This window comes from Aquamicrobium sp. YD-1-mutant5, from assembly GCF_059509755.1.
In genome coordinates, this window is record NZ_JCAKKP010000003.1 from 224,020 (window position 1) to 246,863 (window position 22,844).

A 22,844-nucleotide genomic window follows, 5' to 3' on the forward strand; every position below is an offset into this window, starting at 1 on the left:
CACCGCGAGGCATTGCAAAGGCGGCCAAGAAGCACGGCTGCTGCATGGTTGCCGGCCGCAAGATTCTTTTTACCGCCGAGCATCTGGCGAGACTTCAAGAGGCACTGACATGGGACTCAAACTCACTAAACGTGGGCAAACGTACTACCTCCGCGGAACAGTCGCCGGACAGCGCGTTTACGAGACTACGGGCACGAGCGACAAAGACCTCGCGGAAGCCATCAGGATCAAGCGCGAAAGCCGCATAGTCCAGGCGCACGTCCATGGCGAGAAGGCAGTTGCCACGTTTGACGACGCGGCTGATTCGTATACAGCAACTGGCGCACCTACCCGCTTTGTCTTTGATGCACGAAAGACCTCCGACAAGGAAACCGGCCTTGCGGTCTACTTCAAGGGCCGAAAGCTTGCTGACATCAAGCAGGAGGATCTGGATAAGGCTGCACGCGAACTTTACCCCGGCGCAAGCCGCGAGACGCTGATACGTCAGGTCTATACGCCATTCGTTGCGATTTGGAATCACGCCTGCCGCAAGGACATGGCCGACCCGAAATTGTGGGAGCGACCACGGAAGCCGAAGGGCACCAACGTCGTCCGGATGGCTCCTACTACACGCAGCGGAACCGCGCCCGTCGAGTACGACTATGCCGCGCGATTCGTCGCGGCCATGTCACCGGATCCCGCCATGCTAATGACGTTCTTGTTTTACACCGGGCTGCGGCCAATCGAGGCATTCGCGCTACGGGCTGAAGACGTCAATATCGACAAGCAGTGGTTCGTGGTGCGATCGTCGAAGACCGGACAGCCGCGCGGCGTGCCGCTGCATTCATTCCTGTGCGGGTGGTTGCCTGCCTTGGTGGAGCGGGGCGGAGCGCTGTTTAGGACGCCGCGCGGAGAGCCGTATGGCATCGTGCAGGACGGCGGCGGCGGGCTGAAGACTGCCATCAAAGGGGCGCGTAAGCGGTCGGGGATACTCGACGTTAGCCCATACACGGCCCGCCATACCGTATCGACTGGCCTTGTTGTCGCTGGTGTCCATCCGCACATCAAGGACCAGATACTTGGCCACGCGGCTGACGATATGAGCCGCCATTATACCAATGTGCCGCAGGCCCCGTTGATCGAGGCAATCAACAAACTGCCCTTTGGAGCATTTGCAAAGCTACCGTGGGTCGACGCGCCGTCCGATTGGTTCGGGAAGCTGGCTGAGGGCACGGGAAGGAGGACGGATTTGGAAGACAGGAGGAAGGCTTGATGGGCGGTTTTCGCGTTGGGCAAACCAGAAAAGACAAGAGGCGAGGTGCGACATCAGCCTTCACCACCCTTAAAATCTACCGTCGGACGTACTCCGACGGCACCATCGCAACACGGGTAAAGGGCGTTCTCGTCACGGGCGTTAATGGAAGCGGATGCCACCTGCGAGATTTGGACGAGCGTTCAGCGCTGAGAATGTTTCCGCATATTTTGTTTGACCCGCCAGTCGAGATCGACACCGAGGACAAATAACCCCGCTTCGGCGGGGTTTTTCTTTGCCAGAATCACCAGAACATAAGCCGAACAAAGCTGCACGCTTTTTGCACGTTTCGGTGTGCAATTCGCTGTTTGTTCCGCGCATTTCATACAAGCGCATGAAGTCGCACAAAGCGACGCAATTCATAAATGATTGATTTTATTGAGAAAAATGGTGCTGCCAGAGAGGATTGAACTCTCGACCTCTCCCTTACCAAGGGAGTGCTCTACCACTGAGCTACGGCAGCAACCGGATGCGGCGGACTTCTGCCACATCGTTTCGCCAAGTGCAAGGCTCTAAAACAGCCTGTGCAAAGACGTTGTTTCGAACATGCCCATGCCATATTCATGGAAGCTTATCCAGCCAGCAGGAACACAGGCATGAAGGACAAGAAAGGAACCGCAACCAGCAGCGAAGAAGCGCGCAAGGCACGCTCGGCGGAAGCCTTGAGGGCCAATCTGCTCAAGCGCAAGGCCCAGACAAGAGCCCGACGCGCCAGAGAGGCGGATTCGCGGCCTCAGGGCATCGAAGCTTCCAGGCCCGCTTCGGAAAGCTGATCCGTCCGGCGTTGGCCCCATCAGGGCAATGTGCGTGATCGTCTGCTACTTTTGTTGCCAGTGCATTTTCTTGAATGACAGCCGTCTATGGTTTAGACGGACCGCTTTAAACGATTGAAGCGCGCCAGCGGCATCAGCCGTATCCGGCGCGGCACATCCCAGACCGGCATTCAGCCGGGGAGAGGCATCTTCATGGATCGCATCAGGATCGTCGGGGGCAACAGGCTCTCAGGCACCATTCCGATTTCGGGCGCCAAGAATGCCGCCCTGCCCCTGATGATCGCTTCGCTGCTGACGCGCGAAACGCTGACGCTGGAAAACGTGCCGCATCTGGCCGATGTGGAGCAGCTCATCCGCATCCTCGGCAATCACGGCGTCGATTATTCCGTCAACGGCCGCCGCCCGACGCAGACCGAAGGCTATTCGCGCACCATCAATTTCACCGCCGGCAGCATTGTCGACACCACCGCCCCCTATGAGCTGGTGTCGAAGATGCGTGCTTCGTTCTGGGTCGTCGGCCCGCTGCTCGCACGCATGGGCGAGGCGCGGGTCTCGCTGCCGGGCGGCTGCGCCATCGGCACCCGGCCGGTCGACCTGTTCATCGAGGGCCTGCAGGCGCTGGGCGCCGACATCGATGTCGAGAGCGGCTATGTGCTGGCCAAAGCCGCGAGGGGCCTGCGCGGCAATCGCTACCGCTTTCCGAAAGTGTCCGTCGGCGCCACCCATGTGCTGATGATGGCCGCAGCCCTTGCCCGCGGAGAAACCGTTCTGGAGAACGCCGCCCGCGAGCCCGAGGTGGTCAACCTTGCCGATTGCCTCAACGCCATGGGCGCGAAGATTTCCGGCGCGGGCACCGAGACCATTACGATCGAAGGCGTGGATGAGCTGCACGGCGCCAGCGTTCGCGTCATCCCCGACCGCATCGAGACCGGCACCTACGCCATGGCCGTGGCCATGACCGGCGGCGACGTTCTGCTGGAAGGCGCGCGGGCGGACCTTCTGGAAAGCGCGCTGGAAACGATCTCCCGCACCGGCGCGGAAATCACCGTCACCAATGAGGGCATCCGCGTTTACCGCAATGGCGCCGGCATCGAGCCGGTGGACATTACCACCGAGCCTTTCCCCGGCTTCCCGACCGACCTTCAGGCGCAGTTCATGGGCCTGATGACCATGGCAAAGGGCCGATCGCACATCACCGAGACGATCTTCGAGAACCGCTTCATGCACGTGCAGGAACTGGCCCGCCTCGGCGCCCACATCACCCTGTCCGGCCAGACCGCGATCGTCGACGGCGTGGCAAAGCTGAAGGGCGCACCGGTGATGGCGACCGACCTGCGCGCCTCGGTGTCGCTGGTCATCGCCGGGCTGGCCGCGGAGGGCGAAACCATCGTCAACCGGGTCTATCACCTCGACCGCGGCTTCGAGCGGCTGGAAGAGAAGCTGTCGGGCTGCGGCGCGACCATAGAGCGCATCAGCGGCTGATGCCCGGTTCCTGCGGCATCGCGGTTGCACAGACCGCCAAGACAGCCTAACAAAAGGGTTCAGGACAACCCTTCGCAGGTGCGAAACAGGCATGGACAGCCTCAAGCTGATCGCGCTCGACGAGCAGGATCTCAACGTCATTTCCGCCCATGTGCAGGACGCGGTGATGAAGGTGTGCGACCTGCAATATCTGCCCGGCACGCACCGTTTCGTGCTGGCGATGAGCCGTTTTGCCTGGGAAAAGAAATCCGGCTTCCTGCGCAAGCACAATGAGCGCCGGCAAAGCGTGCTGCATTTCGACCGCGTGCTCGGCGCAAAGGTGGCCGGGATCGCGCGCGACAAGCCCGACGACGTGCTTTCGCTGCTGGCTGTCAGCTTTGTGCCCACGGACCAGCCGGCCGGCATCATAGAACTCATATTTTCCGGCGGCGGAACCATCATGCTCGATGTCGAATGCGTGGAGGCAGGCCTTGCCGATATAGGCGGCGCCTGGCAGGCAACGTCGCGCCCCGCCCACAGGATCTGACACGCATGGCCCTTACCCTCAGACAATCGGATGCGGATTTCGAACAGCGATTTGCCGCCTTCCTGTCGACGAAACGCGAGGTTTCGGCCGATGTCGAGGCCGTGGTGCGCGACATCATCGCCCGCGTGCGCGCCGAGGGTGACGCCGCCCTCATCGACTACACGAAGCGCTTCGACAGGGCCGACCTTGAAACGCTCGGCATTGCGGTCTCGCGCGCCGACATCGAGGCCGCCTATGGGCAGGCCGATCCGGCCACCATCGAAGCGCTGAAGCTCGCCCGCGACCGCATCCGCTCGCATCACCAGCGCCAGATGCCGAAGGACGACATCTATGTCGATCCCATCGGCGTCGAACTCGGCTCGCGCTGGACGGCAGTGGAATCGGTCGGCCTCTATGTGCCGGGCGGCACCGCCAGCTATCCAAGCTCGGTTCTGATGAACGCCGTTCCGGCGGCGGTGGCCGGCGTGGAGCGCATAGTCATGGTGGTGCCGGCCTCCGGCGGCGTCATCAACCCGCTGGTGCTGGTGGCGGCCGATCTGGCCGGCATATCGGAAATCTACCGCATCGGCGGCGCGCAGGCTGTCGCGGCGCTTGCCTACGGCACCGAAACGATCAGGCCCGTGGTCAAGATCGTCGGGCCGGGCAACGCCTATGTCGCGGCCGCCAAGCGGCATGTGTTCGGCACGGTCGGCATCGACATGATCGCCGGACCTTCCGAGGTTCTGGTGGTGGCAGACAGCTCCAACGATCCCGACTGGATCGCCGCCGACCTGCTGGCGCAGGCCGAGCACGACGCTTCGGCCCAGTCGATACTAATGACCGACGACGCCGAATTCGGCAAAGCCGTGGAGGACGCCGTCGAGCGCCAGCTGCGCAGCCTTTCGCGCGGCGAAACCGCAGCGCAGAGCTGGCGCGATTTCGGCTGCGTCATCCTCGTGGATGGTTTCGATACGGCGACCCCGCTCATCGACCGTATCGCGGCCGAACATCTGGAACTGGCGGTGGACGATGCTGACGCCTTGCTTGGCCGCATCCGCAACGCCGGTTCGGTGTTCATCGGCCGCCATACGCCGGAGGTGATCGGCGACTATGTCGGCGGCTGCAACCATGTGCTGCCCACCGCGCGCTCGGCCCGCTTTTCGTCGGGGCTTTCCACGCTCGATTTCGTCAAGCGCACCTCGACCCTCAGGCTGGGTCCTGAACAGTTGCGCTCGCTGGGGCCTGCCGCCATCGCGCTGGCCAGGGCGGAAGGGCTGGATGCGCATGCCCGCTCCGTCGCCATACGCCTGAACATGTAGCGCCGATGTCGGACTTCGATCACCAGCGTGACCGGCTCATCGACGTCGAACTTGACGAAACGATCGGCCGTTCCACGCCGGATGTCGAGCATGAGCGCGCCGTGGCGATCTTCGATCTGATCGAGGAAAACAATTTCCGTCCGGTCAACGACGAAAAGCCTGGCCCCTACAAGCTGAAGCTGTCGCTGGTCGATGCACGGCTGGTCTTTGCCATCACCCGGGAGGACGGCTCGGACGTTGTCACCCATATCCTGTCGCTCACGCCTTTCCGGCGGATCGTCAAGGATTACTATATGATCTGCGAAAGCTATTACGATGCCATCCGCTCGGCCTCGCCCAGCCATATCGAGGCCATCGACATGGGCCGGCGCGGACTGCACAATGAGGGTTCGCAAACGCTGAAAGACCGGCTGGCCGGCAAGATCGACATTGATTTCGATACGGCGCGGCGGCTGTTTACGCTGGTTTGCGTGCTGCACTGGCGAGGCTGACCTGAACGGCGAACCCTCCAAACCGCGCTCGATTCTTTTCATGTGCGGAATGAACGCCGTGCGCTCTCCCATGGCCGAGCTTCTGGCGCGCCGGGTGCTGCCGGCCGATGTCTTCATCGCCTCGGCCGGAGTCCATGCCGGCGAACGCGATCCCTTCGTCGATGCTGTTCTTGAAGAAGAGGGACTGTCGCTGGGCGACCGCGAACCACGCGCAGTGGACGACATAGAAGACGCCTATTTCGACCTGATCATCACCCTTTCACCGCAGGCTCACCATACGGCGATGGAATTCACCCGCACCATGGCGGTGGAAGTAGAGTATTGGCCGACCTTCGACCCGACCTCGATTACCGGCACCCGCGAGCAGCGGCTGGCTGCCTATCGCGATGTGCGCGAGCATCTGAAGGAGCGCGTCGCGTCGCGCTTTCTAAAAACGGACCAGCCATGAGAGCCTGAGACGGATCGGGGGCCGCAGCGTTGTCGATGGCAGCGAGATCGCGAGGCCCCTGTCTGCGGTCTGCGGAAATTGCCCGAATTCAGGCCGCCGGCTTTTTTGCCGCCTGCCGGAAAGTGAGCCAGAAGCCGACGCGGACCAGAAGAACCTGAATGACAAGGATGGCCGCGAACACTCCGGCGATCACGGCGATGCCAGCCTGACTGAACTCGTTCCACATCTGCTGGTCGCCGGAAAGGCCGAAGACGGCAAAGCCGGCCGAAAGGACGGCCGAAACGATGCCGCATAGCAGCGCGACCTTCCATGTGCGGCCACCGGCAGGCACCACCTTCTCACGGGAAAACCAGTACTGGCCGGCCACGCCAGCTGCCGCCACGACGACGAGGAACCCCATGGCCGGGTTGTCGAAAGGCACGAAGATCACAAGAATATTCAGAAGAATGGCGAGGACCAGGAACGCGGCCGCAAAGATACCGACGATTGCCGACGACGACACAGGGCGACTGTCTGCAGAATTCATTGAAACCTTCCCTCGACACTCAAGTTGATCGTGCGACGCACTCATTCACAAAACCATGATTGCTTGCAATATGGAAAATGCCGGCCAGATCGCATCCTCCTCAGGCAACGAAAAACGCCCGCAACACATGTTGCGGGCGTTTTTCGTTGCCAGTTGACAGCTTCTTACTGGCCGCTGGTGCTTTCGGCAGGCGCGCCTGCGGGCGCCGTGTTGGCTGCTCCCGAATTGTTGGCATCGGAACCTTCACCAACAACGGTCTCGACAGCGGCATTGCCGGCCGGCGCCTGAACGTCTTCCTTGTGCTCGACACCCACCATCACGAACCGGATGATGAACAGAATGGCGACAAGCCAGGTGGCCGGATGCACATCCCTGAAACGGCCGCTCAGCGTCTTCAGGGCAGCATAGCTGATGAAGCCGAAGGCAAGACCGTTGGCGATCGAATAGGTGAACGGCATCATCAGCGCGGTCAGCGCCGCCGGTGCCGCCTCGGTGATTTCCGTCCACTCCACCTCGACCAGTTCGCGCATCATCAGGCAGGCGACGTAGAGCAGCGCCGGTGCCGTTGCGTAGACCGGAACCGAGCCAGCCAGCGGCGCGAAGAACAGGGCCGCGAGGAACAGGATCGCAACCACCAGAGCCGTGAGGCCCGTGCGTCCGCCAGCCTGAACGCCGGAGGCGCTTTCGACATAGGCGGTGGTGCTGGAGGTGCCGAGCATCGAACCGGCAACGATGGCCGTGCTGTCGGCCAGAAGCGCCTTGCCGAGACGGTTGGGCTTGCCTTCCGGCATCAGGCCCGCGCGCTTGGCAACGCCGATCAGCGTGCCGGTGGCGTCGAAGATCTCGACCAGCACCAGAACGAGGATGACGTAGAGCACGCCGGCATGAAGCACACCCATGATGTCGAGCTGCATGAAGGTCGGCGCGATGGACGGGGGCATGGACACCACGCCTCCGAACTGGCTGACGCCGAGAGCCATCGAGGCAATGGTGATGACCAGAATGCCGATCAGGATCGCACCGCGAATTTTCAGCGCATCGAGAGCGGCAATGATGAAGAAGCCGGCGATCGCCAGAAGCGGACCGGTCTGCGTCACGTCACCCAGGCTGACCAGCGTGGCCGGATTGGCGACCACGATACCGGAGCTCGTCAACGCGATGATGGCGAGGAAAAGACCGATACCGGCGGCAACCGCGCTGCGCATCGACCTCGGAATTCCCTCGACAATCCACCTGCGCACGCCGGTGACCGTCAGGATCAGGAAGATGATGCCCGAAATGAAGACGGCGCCGAGCGCCTGCTGCCAGGTGAAGCCCAGAGCGCCAACCACGGTGAATGCGAAGAACGCATTCAGGCCCATGCCGGGCGCCATGCCGATCGGCCAGCGTGGCACCAGCGCCATGATCGCCGAACCGATTGCCGCAGCCAGGCAGGTGGCCACGAAAACGGCATCCTTGTCCATGCCGGTCGTCGACAGGATCGCCGGGTTCACAAAGATGATATATGACATCGTCAGGAAGGTGGTGACACCGGCAATCACTTCGGTGCGAACCGAGGACCCCTCTTCCTTTATTCTGAAATATGATTCGAGCACTTACGATCCCCTTCTCCTGATAGCGCAGAGGCCGCGGATGAAGAGGTTGCGTTCGGGTCGCTGACCGGGCCGGACCCCTCCTGCCCGTATAAGAAACCGCGACCCCGCTCACCCTGATCCAGCCTGCCTCAAGCTGAAGATACATTTTCGGCCCGTTGATTTAGCCGCGCAAGTGACAAGTGAAAGAAATCGCGGAAAAGCCATTTATCTTGTGTATATTACCTTGTGCGGGACAATGACGCGCACCGGCAGACCGCTTCCGCGGATGCAGGGTCAGAGATTTTACAGCCTGCGGCCATGTGCTGGCCGGGGTTTTGAAACCTGTGCCGATTAGCGTGTTCACAAACCCGCCTTTATCATATAGGTTCCGCGCAAAATCCGGGCACTGGTCCCGGATCATCACCCGAGAAAAGGTATCGAATGCCGAAGGAAGAAGTCCTTGAGTTTCCGGGCGTGGTGACGGAGTTGCTTCCGAACGCCATGTTCCGGGTCAAGCTTGAAAACGAGCACGAAATCATTGCCCACACGGCTGGCCGCATGCGCAAGAACCGCATCCGCGTGCTGACCGGCGACAAGGTTCTGGTCGAAATGACACCCTACGACCTGACCAAGGGCCGTATCACCTACCGTTTCAAGTAAAAACCGTCCGGGCAGGCAGGCATGGCTGGAAGCAAATCGCAGACGCTTGTGCTTGCCTCTGCTTCGCCGCGCAGGATTCAGCTCCTGCAGCAGGCGGGCATCGAGCCTGACCGCATTCTCCCAGCCGACATAGACGAGACGCCGCAGCGCGCCGAGCATCCGCGGTCGCTGGCAAAGCGGCTGTCGAAGCAGAAGGCGGAAAAAGCGCTTGCCGACCTGAAGGCAGAGCCGGCTGCCGAACCCGCCTTCGTGCTGGCGGCGGATACGGTCGTGGCCGTCGGCCGCCGCATATTGCCGAAGGCCGAGACCATCGACGACGCCGTCTATTGCCTGCAACTGCTGTCCGGCCGTTCGCACCGCGTCTATTCCGGCATCTGCCTCGCCACGCCATCGGGCAAGATCCGCCAGCGTCTCGTCGAGACGCGGGTGCGCTTCCGGCGGCTGCCGCGCGAGGACATCGAGCGCTATGTCGCCTCGGGCGAATGGCGCGGCAAGGCCGGCGCCTACGCCATACAGGGGCTTGCCGGCTCCTTCGTGGTCAAGCTGATCGGCTCCTACACCAGCGTGGTGGGGCTGCCATTGTATGAAACCGCGGCGCTGCTTGCCGGCGAAGGCTTCGACACACGCGCCGGCTGGCCGGCCACAGGTGTCTCATGAGCGGCGACAACACCGCACAGGTGATGCCTCTGCGGCCGAAGCGGCCATGCCCCGAATGCGGGCGACCTTCGGCGCGTGAGACTTATCCCTTCTGCTCCAAGCGCTGCAAGGATGTCGACCTGAACCGCTGGCTCAAGGGCGCCTACGTCATACCTGTCCGGGAGGACGAGGACGAGGCGGACGACGTGCCGTCGGCTACGGACCGGGAGTAGCGGTTCCGGATATTCGGTCTCCCGTTTGCCCATATGGCTGCAATGGCCTGAAATGGAAGCAGACGCCTGCCGTCACAGAACTATCATTCGCGCCCCCTTCCCTTCCGTGTGCCGAACCGGCATACTTGGCCGGTATTCTTAAATTTGGTGATTGATGACGCCCGTAAAGAAGGACGTTCGTTCAAAACGTTCCCGCAGCCCTGCCTTCGTGAATAACCTGCGCGGGGTAAAAAGCTGGAAGGACGCCAGTGCCTGGCTCGAATACCGCGGCATTGAAGACATAGAGTGCATCACGCCGGATCAGGCCGGTGTCGCGCGCGGCAAGATGATGCCGTCCAGCAAATTCACGTCCAATACGTCGCTGGCCCTGCCGTCGGCCGTGTTCATGGCCACCATTTCGGGCGGTTATCCGGAAGATGGCAATGGCTTCGTCTATCCGGAGGATGACGGTGACCTCAAGATGGTGCCGGACCTGTCAACCCTGACCGTGGTGCCATGGGAAGACGACCCGACCGCAGCCGTCATCTGCGATCTGGTGCATCAGGACGGGCGCACGGTGGAATTCACGCCGCGCAACGTGCTCAAGAACGTTGTCGCCGCCTATGACAAGCTCGGGCTGAAGCCCGTCGTCGCCCCGGAAATCGAATTCTATCTGGTCCACAAGAACCCTGATCCGGATTATCCGCTGACTCCTCCGGTCGGTCGCTCGGGGCGGGCCATCGGCGGCGGCGCCGGCTACTCCATCGCCGGCGTCAACGAGTTCGACGAGCTGATCGACGACATCTACCATTTCTCCGAAAGTCAGGGCCTTGAGATCGACACGCTGATCCATGAGGAGGGCGCCGGCCAGCTGGAGATCAACCTGCGCCATGGCGACCCGATCGAACTGGCCGATCAGGTGTTCATGTTCAAGCGCACGATCCGCGAAGCGGCGCTGAAGCACAACATCTACGCCACCTTCATGGCCAAGCCCATTCAGGGCCAGCCGGGGTCAGCCATGCATATCCACCAGTCGATCATCGACAAGAAGACCGGCGCCAACATCTTCACTGCCAGCGATGGTTCGGAGACCGATCAGTTCTTCCACTTCATCGGCGGCATGCAGAAGCATGTGCCGAACGCGCTGGTGATGCTGGCGCCCTATGTGAACTCCTATCGCCGGCTCACGCAGGCTGCCTCCGCCCCCGTCAACAACAAATGGGGCTACGACAATCGCACCACGGCCTTCCGCGTTCCGCGCTCCGACCCGGCCGCCAGACGCGTGGAGAACCGCATCCCCTCCTCGGATGCCAATCCCTATCTGGCGCTCGCTGCCTCGCTCGCCTGCGGGCTTATCGGGCTGAAGAACCGTCTCGAATCCGAAGCGCCCGTCGTCACAACGGCCAATGAGGACGAGATCGATCTGCCGCGCGGGCTTCTGGAGGCGGTCGATCTGTTCGAGCAGGATGAGGAGCTGGCCAGTCTTCTCGGAAAGACCTTCGCCACAACCTATGCTGCAATCAAGCGGGCCGAGTTCGAGACCTTCATGGAAGTCATCAGCCCCTGGGAGCGCGAATATCTGCTGCTGAACGTCTGAGCGGCGGCAAGCTGGTCTGCACCCTCCCAACAACCGCCACGCTGAAATCCGATGCCCTATCAGTCACCCATTTCACCCGGTCGCTCATGGTATGAAGACACCGTTGATGAGCGGCCTTCCTATTCCCGGCTGGATGGTGACAAAAGCTGCGACGTGGCGATCATAGGCGGCGGCTTTACAGGACTGTCGGCGGCGGCCCATCTGGCTGCGTCGGGCACGAACGTCGTTCTCATCGAAGCTCATCGTTTCGGCGATGGGGCATCGGGCCGCAATGGCGGACAGATGAACACCGGGCAGCGCGCCTGGCCTGAAGAGATGGAAGCCGAATATGGCTTCACCCGCGCCAGAGCGCTGTTCGACCTTGCCGAAGAGGCGAAGGCCCATCTGCTGGATTTCGCAAAAGCCCATGACATCGACATCGACTATGCGCCCGGCCAGATGTCGGTGGCGCACAAGAAGCGCTATGTCGACAATTACAGAGCCCATGCCGAGGTCATGGCGAACCGCTTCGGTTATCCTCATATCTCGTTCATGGGCGCTGACGAGACCGCAGAACGGCTCGGCTCACGGCGCTTTTTCGGCGGCGTACGCGATACCGGAACCGGACACATCCATCCCCTGAAGCTCCTGATCGGCACGGCGCGCGTGGCCGCTGAAGCCGGCGCTCACCTTTACGAGAACACGCCCGCCACAGGCATTGCCTCCAATGGCGGAAAGGTCTCCATCACGACCGATCACGGCACGATCACCGCCGACAAATGCCTCATCGCCACCAACGCTCACGGCGGCAATCTGGAACCGGAGAGCGCGGCGCATATCATGCCCATCGGTTCATTCATCGGCGCAACCGTGCCTCTGGGCGACGACAGCCCGGTGCTTCCCGGCGGCGAATCTGTCGATGACTCGCGTTTTGTCGTGCGCTATTTCCGGAAATCGAAGGACGGGCGCCTGCTGTTCGGCGGGCGCGAGATCTACGCCGTGACCGATCCGGGCGATATTCACATCCATATCCGTAAGCAGATCGCCGAGATCTATCCGGCGCTGAAGGACGTCGAGATCACGCACGGCTGGGGCGGCTATGTCGGCATCACCATGCCACGCCAGCCCTTCGTGCGCGAAGTGATGCCCAATGTCATCTCGGCCGGGGGGTATTCCGGTCACGGCGTCATGCTCTCGAACTTCGTCGGCAAGCTCTATGCTGAAACCGTGACCGGCAATCGCGAGCGGCTGAAGCTGTTCGAGTACCTGAAGATCCCCGCCTTCCCCGGCGGCCGTCGTCTGCGGGCCCCGCTGCTCTTTCTTGCGCTCAACTGGTATGCCCTTCGCGACAGCATCTGAACCCACCTGTCACGCCCGGGGAAAAAGGCCGGTCCGTTAAGCCTATCTTCATCCATCGGGCGGCATTGTCCCGGTCCTGCGGCACAGTATCGAGTACCGCGGCGCGCAAGCGCCCAGGCAACAACCCGCGTTTCCACAAGAGACGCGGGTTCTGCTTTTCAGCCTCCCCACAAGCAGGACAAAGCCACCGCGAAACCGGCCGCATAACGAGAAAAGCCGGGCATTGCCCGGCTTGTCGTCACTTATGCGTGATCTGATCAGGCGGCCTGAAGCGCGCCCTGCAGGGTGGTCAGTTCCGACAGATACTGCTCGGCGCGCGTGCGGGTGTTGTCGTCCCTGGCGTCGGCGACGTCTTCCTTCGCCTCCTGCACACGGCGCGCGATGTCGTCGCGATCGAGATCCTTCACCGACACGGCCGATTCAGCCAGCAGCGTGCAGCCACCAGGCAGGATGTCGGCGAAACCACCGAACACGACATAGCGCTCCTGCTGTCCGGCGGCGGTGTTCACGGTGACAACGCCCGGCTTGATCGTGGTCATGACCGGAGCATGATTGGCCATGATGGTCATTTCGCCTTCCGTTGCGGGAATGACGACCGATTCGATCTTTTCGGAGACAAGCAAACGCTCCGGCGAGACCAGTTCGAATTGGAAAGCTTCAGCCATGATGCCTATGCCTTTGGTTTCTCGGGCAGCGACTGCTCGAAATGAGAAATCGCTGCTGCGAACTTGTCCCGGCAGCCGGGATTACAGAAACCGACCGTGCGGCCCTTGTAGACGGTCAACGAATCCGCCGAAATCGGCTTGCCCGACCAGGGGCAGGTTTCGTTGACCGCATCCTCGAGCCGAAGGTCGCGATCCTGAATGGATCAGGCAGCCTCGGCCGCCAGCTTCTTAGCCTTCTCGACCGCCTCTTCGATGCCGCCGACCATGTAGAAGGCAGCTTCCGGCAGGTGATCGTACTCGCCGGCAACCAGACCCTTGAAGCCCTTGATGGTGTCTTCCAGAGCCACCAGCTTGCCCGGCGAACCGGTGAAGACTTCGGCCACGAAGAACGGCTGCGACAGGAAGCGCTCGATCTTGCGGGCGCGGGCAACGGTCAGCTTGTCCTCTTCGGACAGCTCGTCCATGCCGAGGATGGCGATGATGTCCTGCAGCGACTTGTAGCGCTGGAGGGTCTGCTGCACGTCACGGGCGACCTGATAGTGCTCCTCGCCGACGATCAGCGGGTCGAGCATGCGCGAGGTCGAGTCGAGCGGATCCACAGCCGGGTAGATGCCCTTTTCGGCGATGGCGCGGTTCAGCGTCGTGGTCGCGTCAAGGTGGGCAAACGAGGTGGCCGGAGCCGGGTCGGTCAGGTCGTCGGCCGGAACGTAAATGGCCTGCACCGAGGTGATCGAGCCCTTGGTGGTGGTGGTGATGCGTTCCTGCAGAGCGCCCATGTCGGTCGCCAGCGTCGGCTGATAACCCACAGCCGAAGGAATACGGCCGAGCAGAGCCGACACTTCCGAACCGGCCTGCGTGAAGCGGAAGATGTTGTCCACGAAGAACAGAACGTCCTGGCCCTGATCGCGGAAGTATTCGGCAACCGTCAGGCCGGTGAGCGCGACGCGGGCGCGGGCTCCCGGAGGCTCGTTCATCTGGCCGTAAACGAGAGCAGCCTTCGAACCTTCGCCGCCACCCTTCTGGTTGACGCCCGATTCGATGAACTCGTGATAGAGGTCGTTACCCTCGCGGGTACGCTCGCCGACACCGGCGAACACCGAGTAGCCGCCGTGCGCCTTGGCGATGTTGTTGATCAGTTCCTGAATGAGAACGGTCTTGCCGACGCCGGCGCCGCCGAACAGGCCGATCTTGCCGCCCTTGGCGTAAGGTGCCAGCAGGTCGATGACCTTGATGCCGGTCACGAGAATAGCGGCTTCCGTCGACTGCTCGACATATTCCGGAGCGGGCTGGTGAATGCCGCGATGCTCGATCGCGTTGATCGGACCGGCTTCGTCGACCGGCTCGCCAATGACGTTGATGATGCGGCCGAGCATGCCCGGGCCGACCGGAACCGAGATCGGAGCGCCGGTGTCGGTGACTTCCTGGCCGCGCACCAGACCTTCGGTGGCGTCCATGGCGATGCAGCGCACGGTGTTCTCACCGAGATGCTGGGCGACTTCCAGAACCAGACGGTTGCCGACATTCTCGGTCTCGAGCGCGTTCAGAATGGCCGGCAGGCTGTCCTCGAACTGCACGTCGACAACGGCGCCGATGACCTGACGAACCTTGCCCTTCGATCCCTTGGCGAGATTATGGCTGGCCGTGGCACCGCGTGTATTGACCTTGCCCGGCTTTGATTCCGCCACCAGCTTGGCCGCCTCTTTCGCAGCAGCGCCCTTAGCAGGCGCCTTCTTCGGCGCAGCCGCCTGAGCCTTCGCTGCAGCTGCGGGAGCCGCCTTTGCCGCAACCGCCTTCGCGGGAGCTTCTGCAGTCTTAGCGGTCGCCGTTTTCGGGGTCGCTGCTTTCGCCATCGTCTCTAGCCCTTTTTCGTCCGTTTGTTGTCACATGCTCGGGTGAAGGCTCCGGCCTTCACGCCGCATGCTAGAGCGCCTCGGCGCCCGAAATGATTTCGATGAGTTCCTTGGTGATCTGCGCCTGACGCTGGCGGTTGTAGGTGATCGACAGCTTGTTGATCATCTCGCCCGCATTGCGCGTCGCGTTGTCCATAGCGCTCATCTTGGCGCCCATCTCGCCGGCTGCGTTTTCGAGCAGCGCGCGGAAGATCTGGACGGAGATGTTGCGCGGGATCAGATCGGAAAGGATTTCGCCCGGCTCCGGCTCATACTCGTAAACGGCGCTGCCATTGGCAGCTTCCGCTTCGGCAGGAGCGGCCGCCGGAATGATCTGCTGCGCCGTCGGCACCTGGCTGATCACCGACTTGAAGTTCGAATAGAACAGCGTGCAGACGTCGAACTCGCCCTGACCGAACAGCTGGATCACCTTGCGGGCGATGGCGTCGGCATTGGCGAAGCCGATCGTCTTGACCTCGCGCAGATCGATACGCTCGATGATGAGCGAAGCGTAATCGCGACGAAGGATGTCGAAACCCTTCTTGCCGACGCAGATGATCTTGACCGTCTTGCCCTCGGCCAGAAGCCGGCGGACATGATCGCGGGCAAAGCGCGCGATCTGCGAGTTGAAGCCGCCGCACAGGCCGCGCTCGGCGGTGCAGACGACGAGCAGATGCACGTCGTCCTTACCCGTTCCGGTCATCAGCGCGGGGGCATCGCCGCCCGCACCGATGGCCTGGGTGATGTTGGCCAGGACGGCACCCATGCGCTCCGAATAGGGACGCGCGGCCTCCGCAGCTTCCTGGGCACGACGCAGCTTCGCCGCGGCGACCATCTGCATCGCCTTGGTGATTTTCTGCGTCGCCTTGACCGAGGCGATGCGGTTACGAAGGTCTTTCAGTGACGCCATGCTTCAAACTCTACAGTCCGCGTGCGTTCAAGGGTCAGGCGAAGGTCTTGGCGAAAGCGTCGACCTCGGCCTTGAGCTTGGCCCGCAGATCGTCCGAAAGCGCCTTTTCCTTGCGGATGCCGTCGAGAACTTCCTTGCCGACCGTGCGCAGATGCGACAGCAGGCCCTGCTCGAAGCGACCGACATCGCCAACGGCGAGCTTGTCGAGATAGCCGTTCACGCCGGCATAGATCACGGCAACCTGCTCTTCCGTCTTCAGCGGCGAGAACTGCGGCTGCTTCAGCAGCTCGGTCAGACGCGCACCGCGGTTGAGCAGACGCTGCGTGGAGGCATCGAGGTCCGAGCCGAACTGAGCGAACGCCGCCATCTCGCGATACTGGGCAAGCTCGCCCTTGATCGAACCGGCAACCTGCTTCATCGCCTTGATCTGGGCAGCGGAGCCGACGCGCGACACCGACAGACCCACGTTCACGGCCGGGCGGATACCCTGGAAGAACAGGTTGGTCTCAAGGAAGATCTGGCCGTCGGTGATCGAGATCACGTTGGTCGGGATGTAGGCCGAAACGTCGTTCGCCTGCGTCTCGATGACCGGCAGAGCGGTGAGCGAGCCGTTGCCATTGTCGTCGTTGAGCTTGGCGGCGCGCTCCAGCAGACGGGAGTGCAGATAGAAAACGTCGCCCGGATAGGCTTCGCGGCCCGGCGGACGGCGCAGCAGCAGCGACATCTGGCGATAAGCGACAGCCTGCTTGGACAGGTCGTCATAGCCGATCAGCGCGTGCTGGCCGTTGTCGCGGAAATACTCGCCCATGGTGCAGCCGGTGAACGGCGCCAGATACTGGAGCGGGGCCGGATCGGAGGCGGTGGCGGCGACGATGATCGAATACTCAAGCGCGCCGCGCTCTTCCAGAACCTTCACGAACTGCGCGACGGTCGAGCGCTTCTGGCCGACGGCGACGTAGACGCAGTACAGCTTTTCCGACTCGGGGCCGTTGTCGTGGATGGCCTTCTGGTTGAGGATGGTGTCGAGGATGATGGCGGTCTTGCCGGTCTGGCGGTCACCGATGACCAGCTCACGCTGGCCGCGGCCAACCGGGATCAGGGCATCGATGGCCTTGAGGCCGGTCGACATCGGCTCATGCACCGACTTGCGCGGAATGATGCCCGGCGCCTTGACGTCGACGCGGCGACGCTCCTTGGACTTGATCGGGCCCTTGCCGTCGATCGGATTGCCGAGCGCATCGACCACGCGGCCGAGCAGCTCGGGACCAACCGGAACGTCGACGATCGCGCCGGTACGCTTGACGGTGTCGCCTTCCTTGATGTCGCGGTCGTTACCGAAAATAACGACACCGACATTGTCGGCTTCGAGGTTGAGCGCCATGCCGCGGATGCCGCCGGGGAACTCGACCATTTCACCGGCCTGAACATTGTCGAGACCGTAAACGCGGGCAATACCGTCACCGACGGACAGAACCTGACCGACTTCGGAAACCTCGGCTTCCTTGCCGAAGTTCTTGATCTGATCTTTCAGAATTGCGGAGATTTCCGCGGCGCGGATGTCCATCAGCCGACCTCTTTAAGTGCAAGCTTGAGCGAATTGAGTTTGGTTTTGAGCGACGTATCGATCTGGCGCGAGCCCATCTTGACCACGAGACCACCGAGCAGGCTCGGATCGACGGTGACGTTGATGACCACGTCCTTACCGGCAACGCTCTTCAGCGCCGCCTTGAGTTCGGCCTGCTGGGCAGCCGTCAGCGCATGCGCCGCCGTCACCTCTGCCGACACTTCGCCGCGATGTTCAGCGGCAATTCTGCGGAAAGCATCGATCATGCCCGGCACCGCGAAAAGGCGGCGGTTGCGGGCGACGACGCGCAGGAAGCTGCCTGCGAGACCATCGATGCCGGCCTTTTCGAGGAGTGCCGAAATGGCGCGCTCCTGCTCGTCAGCCGCGAAGACGGGGCTTTCGATGAGGCGCTTCAGATCGGCGCTGCCGGCCAGCATGGCCTCGAAGCTGGAAAGAGCAGCCTCGACCCTGGCAACGGATTTTGCTTCGAGAGCCAGCTCGAACAGCGAGCTCGCATAGCGCTCGGCAACGGCGGAGATTGGCGAGGACGTTTTGGCCACGGTCCGTCTTTTCTCATGTCTGACAGGCCGCAGATTGTTGGCGCGAGTGAGAACTCTGGCTAAATCTTTGACCTTGCTTACGTTTTGTCGAAGCTAAAGGATCGGCTTCCGCTTCCCCTAGCTGAAAGTCGGTTGCCGTCTAGCACACGCCTCCCAAGACCGCAATCCATGGAGGGCAGTGGATTCCGGCACTTTTGTCGCATCCGCTTGACGAATGCGTTCCGCGCCCCCTGATTCAGGGCACAAAACCGAAGGCAAAAGCCAGCGGAAGTGCCGCAAGTGCCAGATCTACGGCCAGAGCGGCCCAGTTGTAGGGCGTGTTGCCCCGATCGCTCATCATCCCGAGCATGCGGCCAAAAGCTGTGAATAGCCAGGAAAAGCCGAGCGCCATGTAGAGCAATGGCTGCGCAAGCAGGATCGCGCACAGGCCGACACCAAGATAGAAACCCGCAAAGCGGCTGCGCCCCTCGATCACCGCCTCCGGCTTGTCGGGATGCGGCTGCAGGCGCAGGAGCCTGAATCCGATGCCCGGCGCCAGAAACAGAAGCAGTCCAAGTGCCGCTGTCACGACAGCGCTTGTCCACGCCAGCCATTCGCCCTGGCTCATCGGCCACGGAAATGAGAATTCCATCGCAGTCCCTCGCTTGATCTCGGTAAGGTGTCAGCGCGCGCCTTGCCCGGCCGCGCCGCGGTGCCGGTCTCGCTGCCTTATGCCTCAGCCAGAGCAAACGCGATAGCTGCCTCGGCATGGATAAGCGTGGTGTCGAAAACCGGAATGTCGAAATCCGGCTGGCCGATCAGCATGGTGATTTCGGTGCAGCCCATGATCACGCCATCGGCGCCCTGTTCGGCGCGCAACCGCGCGATCTCTTCCATATAGACGGATTTAGAAGCCGGCTTCACGACGCCGAGGCACAGTTCATCGTAGATGATGGCGTGAACCTTCGCGCGGCCCGCCTCATCCGGAACAACCGCCTCGATGCCAAAGCGCTCCGCCAGCCGTTGCCTGTAAAAATCCTGCTCCATGGTGAAACGGGTGGCAAGAAGGGCGGGCCGGCTGACGCCAGCGCGCCTGATGGCCGCACCCGTGGCATCGGCGATGTGCAGCAGGGGCATGGAAATCGCAGCCTCGATCTCGTCGGCCAGCTTGTGCATGGTGTTGGTGCAGAGAACCAGACACTGCGCGCCCGCCGCTTCGAGCTGGCGCGCAGCCCCGGCCAGCAGCCGCGCGGCACCCTGCCAGTCGCCCGCATGCTGGAGTTCCGCAATCTCTGCGAAATCAACCGAGACCAGCGCGAGCTTTGCCGAATGCAGGCCCCCGAGCCGCGAGCGAACGCCCTCGTTCAGCAGGCGATAATAGATCGCCGTGCTCTCCCAGCTCATGCCACCCAGCAGGCCGATCGTCTTCATTGCATGTCCTCTGCCCGCCCGCACATCACAGGAAGCTTTGCGGATCGATATCGACCTGCACCCGAATCTGGCCGCGCACCTTCGGTCCCGCAGCCAGCATCGCCCTGACAAAACCTTGCATATCGGCGCGGCGCTCGCCATGCACCAAAAGACGGAAACGATGCCGCCCGTTCAGCAACGCAAGCGGCGCTTCGGCGGGGCCCAGCACGAAGATGTCGGCGATCTCGGGAGCAGCAAGCCGCAGCGCCCGCGCATGGCCCTCGGCCTCTGCCCGCGTCGGCGCACTGACGATGACGCCTGCCAGCCGCCCGAATGGCGGCAGGCGGGTGCGTTCGCGCTCACCGATCTCGCGCTCGTAAAACAGCTCCGAATCGCCGGAGACGATGGCCTGCATCACCGGATGGTCCGGCTGGTAGGTTTGAAGAAGGCCAAGGCTCTTCTTGCCGGTGCGGCCGGCGCGGCCCGTCACCTGGCTGAGCAGCTGGTAGGTGCGTTCGGCAGCGCGCGGATCGCCATTGGCGAGGCCAAGGTCGGCATCGACCACCCCCACCAGCGTCATGTTCGGGAAATTGTGTCCCTTGGCGACGAGCTGCGTGCCGATCACAATGTCGGCATCGCCATTGGCGATGGCCTCCAGTTCCAGCCGCAAGCGGCGCACCCCGCCCAGTATGTCGGACGACAGCACGATGGTGCGCGCCTCCGGGAAGTGCGAGACGACTTCTTCCGCGATGCGCTCCACGCCCGGCCCGCAGGCAACCAGATGATCGACCGTGCCGCATTCCGGGCACGCATCCGGACGCCTTTCGGTATGACCGCAATGATGGCAGATGAGCTGGCCGCGAAACCGGTGCTCGACCAGCCATGACGAGCACACCGGACAGCCGAAGCGGTGTCCGCAGGAGCGGCACAGCGTCAAAGGCGCGTAGCCGCGCCGGTTGAGGAACAAAAGCGACTGCTCGCCCTGTTCCAGCGTCGCCGCCATCCTTTGCAGCAGAAGCGGCGACAGGAAACCGCCCCGCGCCGGCGGCGCGCGCCGCATGTCGATGGTGCGCAGGTCGGGCAGCGCCGCGTCGGCGAAGCGCGATGACAGGATGACCCGCCCATAGCGCCCCTGCATGGCGTTGACGCGGCTTTCGACGGACGGCGTGGCCGAGGCCAGCACCACAGGAAAACCGCCGATATGGGCGCGCACCACCGCCATGTCGCGAGCGTTGTAGAAGACCCGATCTTCCTGCTTGTAGGCTGGGTCATGCTCCTCGTCGACGACGATAAGGCCAAGATCCTGAAACGGCAGGAACAGCGCGGAGCGCGCGCCAGCCACCACCCTGACGGTGCCTTCCGCGACCTGCCGCCAGACCCGCTCGCGCATGCGTGGCGGCAGATCGGAGTGCCATTCGGCCGGCTTTGCCCCGAAACGGTTCTGGAAACGCTCCAGAAAGGCATGGGTCAGCGCGATTTCAGGCAGCAGGATGAGCACCTGCTGCCCTTTTTCAATCGCCGCCGCCACCGCTTCGAAATAGACCTCCGTCTTGCCCGAGCCGGTCACGCCATCGAGCAGGGTGACGCGGAAACCACCTTCCTTCACGCCGGCCTTCAGCTCGTCCGCCGCCATGCGCTGATCGGGCATCAGCTCTGCCGCCGCATAGGTCGTGTCCGGCTCGGGAACCACCGGACGGGGCGGGATCATCACCGTCTGGAACACGCCCTGCTCTCTCAGGCCATCGATGACGGAGGAGGAGACGCCGGCGGCATGGGCAAGCCCGGAGCGCGTCCAGGCAAAACCGTCGGCGGCCGTTTCCAGCACACGCTCGCGCGCCCCGGTCATGCGCTCGGGCCGCTGATCGGTGAGGGTGATGCCTTCCGTCCACGGCTCGGGATCGAAGGCCTCCGGAGCGCGCAGAAGCATGCGCGCCACCATGCCGGGCGGCGAAAGCGTGTATTGCGACACCCAGTCGACAAAGCGGCGCATATCGTGGCTGACCGGCGGGCAATCGAACACCTGCTCGATGGGCCTCAGCTTGCGGGCATCCACCTGCCCCGCCTCGCCGTCCCAGACGACGCCGGCGACCTGACGCGGCCCCAGCGGCACGCGCACGATCGATCCCGGCACGACATGCATTCCCGGCGGAACCGCATAGGTGTAGGGGCGTTCTGCAGGCATGGGCACCAGCACCGGTGCTGCGGACGAAAAGGGCGAATCCTGGCTCATCACGCGTGACCTTGCATCGTCTTTGGTCTAGAGCAAAGGCCGATAGCGCGTGCGCCCTCCCCGTACGCCGGAATCTTCAAGGAGACAGCAATGAAGTTCTTCGTCGATACCGCCGACATCAAGGAAATCCGTGAACTGAACGATATGGGGCTGGTCGATGGCGTCACCACCAACCCCTCGCTGATTCTGAAATCAGGTGGCAAGATCGATGAGGTGACGCGCGAGATCTGCGACATCGTTTCCGGCCCCGTTTCAGCCGAAGTCACAGCCACCGACTATGACGGCATGATGGCCGAGGCAAAGGTTCTGGCGAAGATCGCCGACAATGTGGCCATCAAGGTGCCGCTCACCCTCGACGGCCTCAAGGCCTGCAAGGCGATCCGTTCCGAAGGCCGCATGGTCAACGTCACGCTGTGCTTCTCGGCCAACCAGGCCCTGCTGGCCGCCAAGGCCGGCGCCTCCTTCATTTCGCCCTTCGTCGGCCGTCTTGACGACATCGGCATCGAGGGCATGGACCTGATTTCGGAAATCCGCCAGATCTACGACAATTACGATTTCGACACCGAAATCCTCGTGGCCTCCGTGCGCACCATCAATCACGTCAAGGATGCGGCACTGATCGGCGCCGATGTCATCACCGCCCCGCCCGCCGTGCTGCGCTCGCTGGTGAAGCACCCGCTGACCGACAAGGGGCTTGAAGCCTTCCTCGCCGACTGGGCCAAGACCGGCCAGAAGATCGGCTGAAATCGCCTTTGAACCGCACTGCCGGACTGGTTCCGGCAGTG

At 62.6% G+C, this 22,844-nt stretch carries 24 protein-coding genes, 1 tRNA gene and 1 pseudogene; 14 read left to right on the top strand and 12 right to left on the bottom strand.

Annotated elements, in window-relative coordinates:
- Window positions 1-109: 109 nt before the first annotated feature.
- A complete protein-coding gene (locus tag AC5XE7_RS05490) occupies window positions 110-1,252 on the top strand; it encodes a tyrosine-type recombinase/integrase (protein WP_495365156.1) in 1,143 nt (380 codons plus the stop codon).
- A complete protein-coding gene (locus AC5XE7_RS05495; protein ID WP_495365157.1) occupies window positions 1,252-1,503 on the top strand; it encodes a hypothetical protein in 252 nt (83 codons plus the stop codon). The genes AC5XE7_RS05490 and AC5XE7_RS05495 overlap by 1 nt, the downstream gene beginning before the upstream one ends.
- A gap of 176 nt (window positions 1,504-1,679) precedes the next feature.
- On the opposite strand, the gene AC5XE7_RS05500 is transcribed toward AC5XE7_RS05495, so the two are convergent.
- Window positions 1,680-1,754 (bottom strand) — tRNA-Thr (locus AC5XE7_RS05500).
- 133 nt (window positions 1,755-1,887) lie between these two features.
- On the opposite strand from AC5XE7_RS05500, the gene AC5XE7_RS05505 reads away from it, so the two are divergent.
- The 6 genes from AC5XE7_RS05505 (at window position 1,888) to AC5XE7_RS05530 (ending at window position 6,309) form a co-directional block, all read left to right on the top strand.
- Window positions 1,888-2,064: a hypothetical protein gene (locus tag AC5XE7_RS05505; protein WP_495365158.1), complete on the top strand. Its 177-nt coding sequence runs from the start codon at window positions 1,888-1,890 to the stop codon at window positions 2,062-2,064.
- Between the two features lie 192 nt (window positions 2,065-2,256).
- On the top strand, window positions 2,257-3,546 hold the full coding sequence (murA, locus tag AC5XE7_RS05510; RefSeq protein WP_495365159.1) for a UDP-N-acetylglucosamine 1-carboxyvinyltransferase: 1,290 nt from the start codon (window positions 2,257-2,259) through the stop codon (window positions 3,544-3,546).
- A gap of 91 nt (window positions 3,547-3,637) precedes the next feature.
- Entirely contained in the window at window positions 3,638-4,072 is a 435-nt protein-coding gene (locus tag AC5XE7_RS05515; protein ID WP_495365160.1) for a DUF2948 family protein, read from the top strand.
- A gap of 5 nt (window positions 4,073-4,077) precedes the next feature.
- On the top strand, window positions 4,078-5,370 hold the full coding sequence (gene hisD / locus AC5XE7_RS05520; RefSeq protein ID WP_495365161.1) for a histidinol dehydrogenase: 1,293 nt from the start codon (window positions 4,078-4,080) through the stop codon (window positions 5,368-5,370).
- Between the two features lie 5 nt (window positions 5,371-5,375).
- Window positions 5,376-5,861, top strand: coding sequence for a UPF0262 family protein (locus AC5XE7_RS05525; RefSeq protein ID WP_183824631.1), 486 nt, complete (start codon window positions 5,376-5,378; stop codon window positions 5,859-5,861).
- A gap of 49 nt (window positions 5,862-5,910) precedes the next feature.
- Entirely contained in the window at window positions 5,911-6,309 is a 399-nt protein-coding gene (locus AC5XE7_RS05530; protein ID WP_239801072.1) for an arsenate-mycothiol transferase ArsC, read from the top strand.
- A gap of 88 nt (window positions 6,310-6,397) precedes the next feature.
- Here the strand turns inward: AC5XE7_RS05530 and AC5XE7_RS05535 are convergent, their stop codons facing one another.
- Window positions 6,398-6,835 carry an ABZJ_00895 family protein gene (locus tag AC5XE7_RS05535; RefSeq protein ID WP_495365162.1) on the bottom strand — a complete coding sequence of 146 codons (438 nt, stop codon included), beginning with the start codon at window positions 6,833-6,835 and terminating at the stop codon, window positions 6,398-6,400.
- A gap of 320 nt (window positions 6,836-7,155) precedes the next feature.
- Window positions 7,156-8,430, bottom strand: a pseudogene (locus AC5XE7_RS05540) (NCS2 family permease); the annotation flags it as partial.
- Between the two features lie 420 nt (window positions 8,431-8,850).
- Here AC5XE7_RS05540 and infA point away from each other — a divergent pair.
- The 5 genes from infA (at window position 8,851) to AC5XE7_RS05565 (ending at window position 12,852) form a co-directional block, all read left to right on the top strand.
- Entirely contained in the window at window positions 8,851-9,069 is a 219-nt protein-coding gene (gene infA, locus AC5XE7_RS05545; protein WP_006200926.1) for a translation initiation factor IF-1, read from the top strand.
- A gap of 21 nt (window positions 9,070-9,090) precedes the next feature.
- Window positions 9,091-9,726: a Maf-like protein gene (locus AC5XE7_RS05550; protein WP_287943470.1), complete on the top strand. Its 636-nt coding sequence runs from the start codon at window positions 9,091-9,093 to the stop codon at window positions 9,724-9,726.
- The gene (gene yacG, locus AC5XE7_RS05555; protein WP_495365163.1) at window positions 9,723-9,938 is read left to right on the top strand and encodes a DNA gyrase inhibitor YacG; all 216 of its coding nucleotides are present in this window, start codon (window positions 9,723-9,725) and stop codon (window positions 9,936-9,938) included. Before AC5XE7_RS05550 ends, yacG begins: the two co-directional genes overlap by 4 nt.
- A 154-nt stretch (window positions 9,939-10,092) precedes the next feature.
- Window positions 10,093-11,514, top strand: a complete 1,422-nt coding sequence (locus AC5XE7_RS05560) for a glutamine synthetase family protein (RefSeq protein WP_280198475.1) — start codon at window positions 10,093-10,095, stop codon at window positions 11,512-11,514.
- Window positions 11,515-11,565: 51 nt separating this feature from the next.
- The gene (locus AC5XE7_RS05565; RefSeq protein ID WP_495365164.1) at window positions 11,566-12,852 is read left to right on the top strand and encodes an NAD(P)/FAD-dependent oxidoreductase; all 1,287 of its coding nucleotides are present in this window, start codon (window positions 11,566-11,568) and stop codon (window positions 12,850-12,852) included.
- A gap of 257 nt (window positions 12,853-13,109) precedes the next feature.
- Here AC5XE7_RS05565 and AC5XE7_RS05570 read toward each other — a convergent pair whose 3' ends face one another.
- The 9 genes from AC5XE7_RS05570 to AC5XE7_RS05610 form a co-directional block, all read right to left on the bottom strand.
- Window positions 13,110-13,517 carry a F0F1 ATP synthase subunit epsilon gene (locus AC5XE7_RS05570; protein WP_495365165.1) on the bottom strand — a complete coding sequence of 136 codons (408 nt, stop codon included), beginning with the start codon at window positions 13,515-13,517 and terminating at the stop codon, window positions 13,110-13,112.
- A 5-nt stretch (window positions 13,518-13,522) separates the two neighbouring features.
- Window positions 13,523-13,717: an eL24 family ribosomal protein gene (locus AC5XE7_RS05575; protein ID WP_239801073.1), complete on the bottom strand. Its 195-nt coding sequence runs from the start codon at window positions 13,715-13,717 to the stop codon at window positions 13,523-13,525.
- 3 nt (window positions 13,718-13,720) lie between these two features.
- Window positions 13,721-15,367, bottom strand: a complete 1,647-nt coding sequence (gene atpD / locus AC5XE7_RS05580; RefSeq protein ID WP_495365166.1) for a F0F1 ATP synthase subunit beta — start codon at window positions 15,365-15,367, stop codon at window positions 13,721-13,723.
- Between the two features lie 70 nt (window positions 15,368-15,437).
- Window positions 15,438-16,316, bottom strand: coding sequence for a F0F1 ATP synthase subunit gamma (locus tag AC5XE7_RS05585; protein ID WP_183824667.1), 879 nt, complete (start codon window positions 16,314-16,316; stop codon window positions 15,438-15,440).
- Window positions 16,317-16,350: 34 nt separating this feature from the next.
- Complete coding sequence (gene atpA / locus AC5XE7_RS05590; RefSeq protein WP_495365167.1) at window positions 16,351-17,880, bottom strand: F0F1 ATP synthase subunit alpha; 1,530 nt, start codon at window positions 17,878-17,880, stop codon at window positions 16,351-16,353.
- Entirely contained in the window at window positions 17,880-18,440 is a 561-nt protein-coding gene (locus tag AC5XE7_RS05595) for a F0F1 ATP synthase subunit delta (RefSeq protein WP_183824673.1), read from the bottom strand. Before AC5XE7_RS05595 ends, atpA begins: the two co-directional genes overlap by 1 nt.
- 235 nt (window positions 18,441-18,675) lie before the next feature.
- The gene (locus tag AC5XE7_RS05600) at window positions 18,676-19,071 is read right to left on the bottom strand and encodes an AGROH133_08824 family phage infection protein (RefSeq protein ID WP_183824676.1); all 396 of its coding nucleotides are present in this window, start codon (window positions 19,069-19,071) and stop codon (window positions 18,676-18,678) included.
- A 77-nt stretch (window positions 19,072-19,148) separates the two neighbouring features.
- Window positions 19,149-19,850, bottom strand: coding sequence for an aspartate/glutamate racemase family protein (locus AC5XE7_RS05605; protein ID WP_495365168.1), 702 nt, complete (start codon window positions 19,848-19,850; stop codon window positions 19,149-19,151).
- Between the two features lie 25 nt (window positions 19,851-19,875).
- A complete protein-coding gene (locus AC5XE7_RS05610) occupies window positions 19,876-22,059 on the bottom strand; it encodes a primosomal protein N' (protein WP_495365169.1) in 2,184 nt (727 codons plus the stop codon).
- A 90-nt stretch (window positions 22,060-22,149) separates the two neighbouring features.
- Between AC5XE7_RS05610 and fsa the strand changes: the two genes are divergently transcribed.
- Window positions 22,150-22,803 (top strand): fructose-6-phosphate aldolase, encoded by a 654-nt coding sequence (gene fsa, locus AC5XE7_RS05615; protein ID WP_239799744.1) that lies wholly within the window; start codon window positions 22,150-22,152, stop codon window positions 22,801-22,803.
- Window positions 22,804-22,844: the final 41 nt, after the last annotated feature.

Coding starts and splice junctions, on each gene's coding strand:
- AC5XE7_RS05490 (WP_495365156.1), top strand. CDS start 110: ATGGGACTCAAACTCACTAAACGTGGGCAAACGTACTACCTCCGCGGA.
- AC5XE7_RS05495 (WP_495365157.1), top strand. CDS start 1,252: ATGGGCGGTTTTCGCGTTGGGCAAACCAGAAAAGACAAGAGGCGAGGT.
- AC5XE7_RS05505 (WP_495365158.1), top strand. CDS start 1,888: ATGAAGGACAAGAAAGGAACCGCAACCAGCAGCGAAGAAGCGCGCAAG.
- murA (WP_495365159.1), top strand. CDS start 2,257: ATGGATCGCATCAGGATCGTCGGGGGCAACAGGCTCTCAGGCACCATT.
- AC5XE7_RS05515 (WP_495365160.1), top strand. CDS start 3,638: ATGGACAGCCTCAAGCTGATCGCGCTCGACGAGCAGGATCTCAACGTC.
- hisD (WP_495365161.1), top strand. CDS start 4,078: ATGGCCCTTACCCTCAGACAATCGGATGCGGATTTCGAACAGCGATTT.
- AC5XE7_RS05525 (WP_183824631.1), top strand. CDS start 5,376: ATGTCGGACTTCGATCACCAGCGTGACCGGCTCATCGACGTCGAACTT.
- AC5XE7_RS05530 (WP_239801072.1), top strand. CDS start 5,911: ATGAACGCCGTGCGCTCTCCCATGGCCGAGCTTCTGGCGCGCCGGGTG.
- AC5XE7_RS05535 (WP_495365162.1), bottom strand. CDS start 6,835: ATGAATTCTGCAGACAGTCGCCCTGTGTCGTCGTCGGCAATCGTCGGT.
- infA (WP_006200926.1), top strand. CDS start 8,851: ATGCCGAAGGAAGAAGTCCTTGAGTTTCCGGGCGTGGTGACGGAGTTG.
- AC5XE7_RS05550 (WP_287943470.1), top strand. CDS start 9,091: ATGGCTGGAAGCAAATCGCAGACGCTTGTGCTTGCCTCTGCTTCGCCG.
- yacG (WP_495365163.1), top strand. CDS start 9,723: ATGAGCGGCGACAACACCGCACAGGTGATGCCTCTGCGGCCGAAGCGG.
- AC5XE7_RS05560 (WP_280198475.1), top strand. CDS start 10,093: ATGACGCCCGTAAAGAAGGACGTTCGTTCAAAACGTTCCCGCAGCCCT.
- AC5XE7_RS05565 (WP_495365164.1), top strand. CDS start 11,566: ATGCCCTATCAGTCACCCATTTCACCCGGTCGCTCATGGTATGAAGAC.
- AC5XE7_RS05570 (WP_495365165.1), bottom strand. CDS start 13,517: ATGGCTGAAGCTTTCCAATTCGAACTGGTCTCGCCGGAGCGTTTGCTT.
- atpD (WP_495365166.1), bottom strand. CDS start 15,367: ATGGCGAAAGCAGCGACCCCGAAAACGGCGACCGCTAAGACTGCAGAA.
- AC5XE7_RS05585 (WP_183824667.1), bottom strand. CDS start 16,316: ATGGCGTCACTGAAAGACCTTCGTAACCGCATCGCCTCGGTCAAGGCG.
- atpA (WP_495365167.1), bottom strand. CDS start 17,880: ATGGACATCCGCGCCGCGGAAATCTCCGCAATTCTGAAAGATCAGATC.
- AC5XE7_RS05600 (WP_183824676.1), bottom strand. CDS start 19,071: ATGGAATTCTCATTTCCGTGGCCGATGAGCCAGGGCGAATGGCTGGCG.
- AC5XE7_RS05605 (WP_495365168.1), bottom strand. CDS start 19,850: ATGAAGACGATCGGCCTGCTGGGTGGCATGAGCTGGGAGAGCACGGCG.
- AC5XE7_RS05610 (WP_495365169.1), bottom strand. CDS start 22,059: ATGAGCCAGGATTCGCCCTTTTCGTCCGCAGCACCGGTGCTGGTGCCC.
- fsa (WP_239799744.1), top strand. CDS start 22,150: ATGAAGTTCTTCGTCGATACCGCCGACATCAAGGAAATCCGTGAACTG.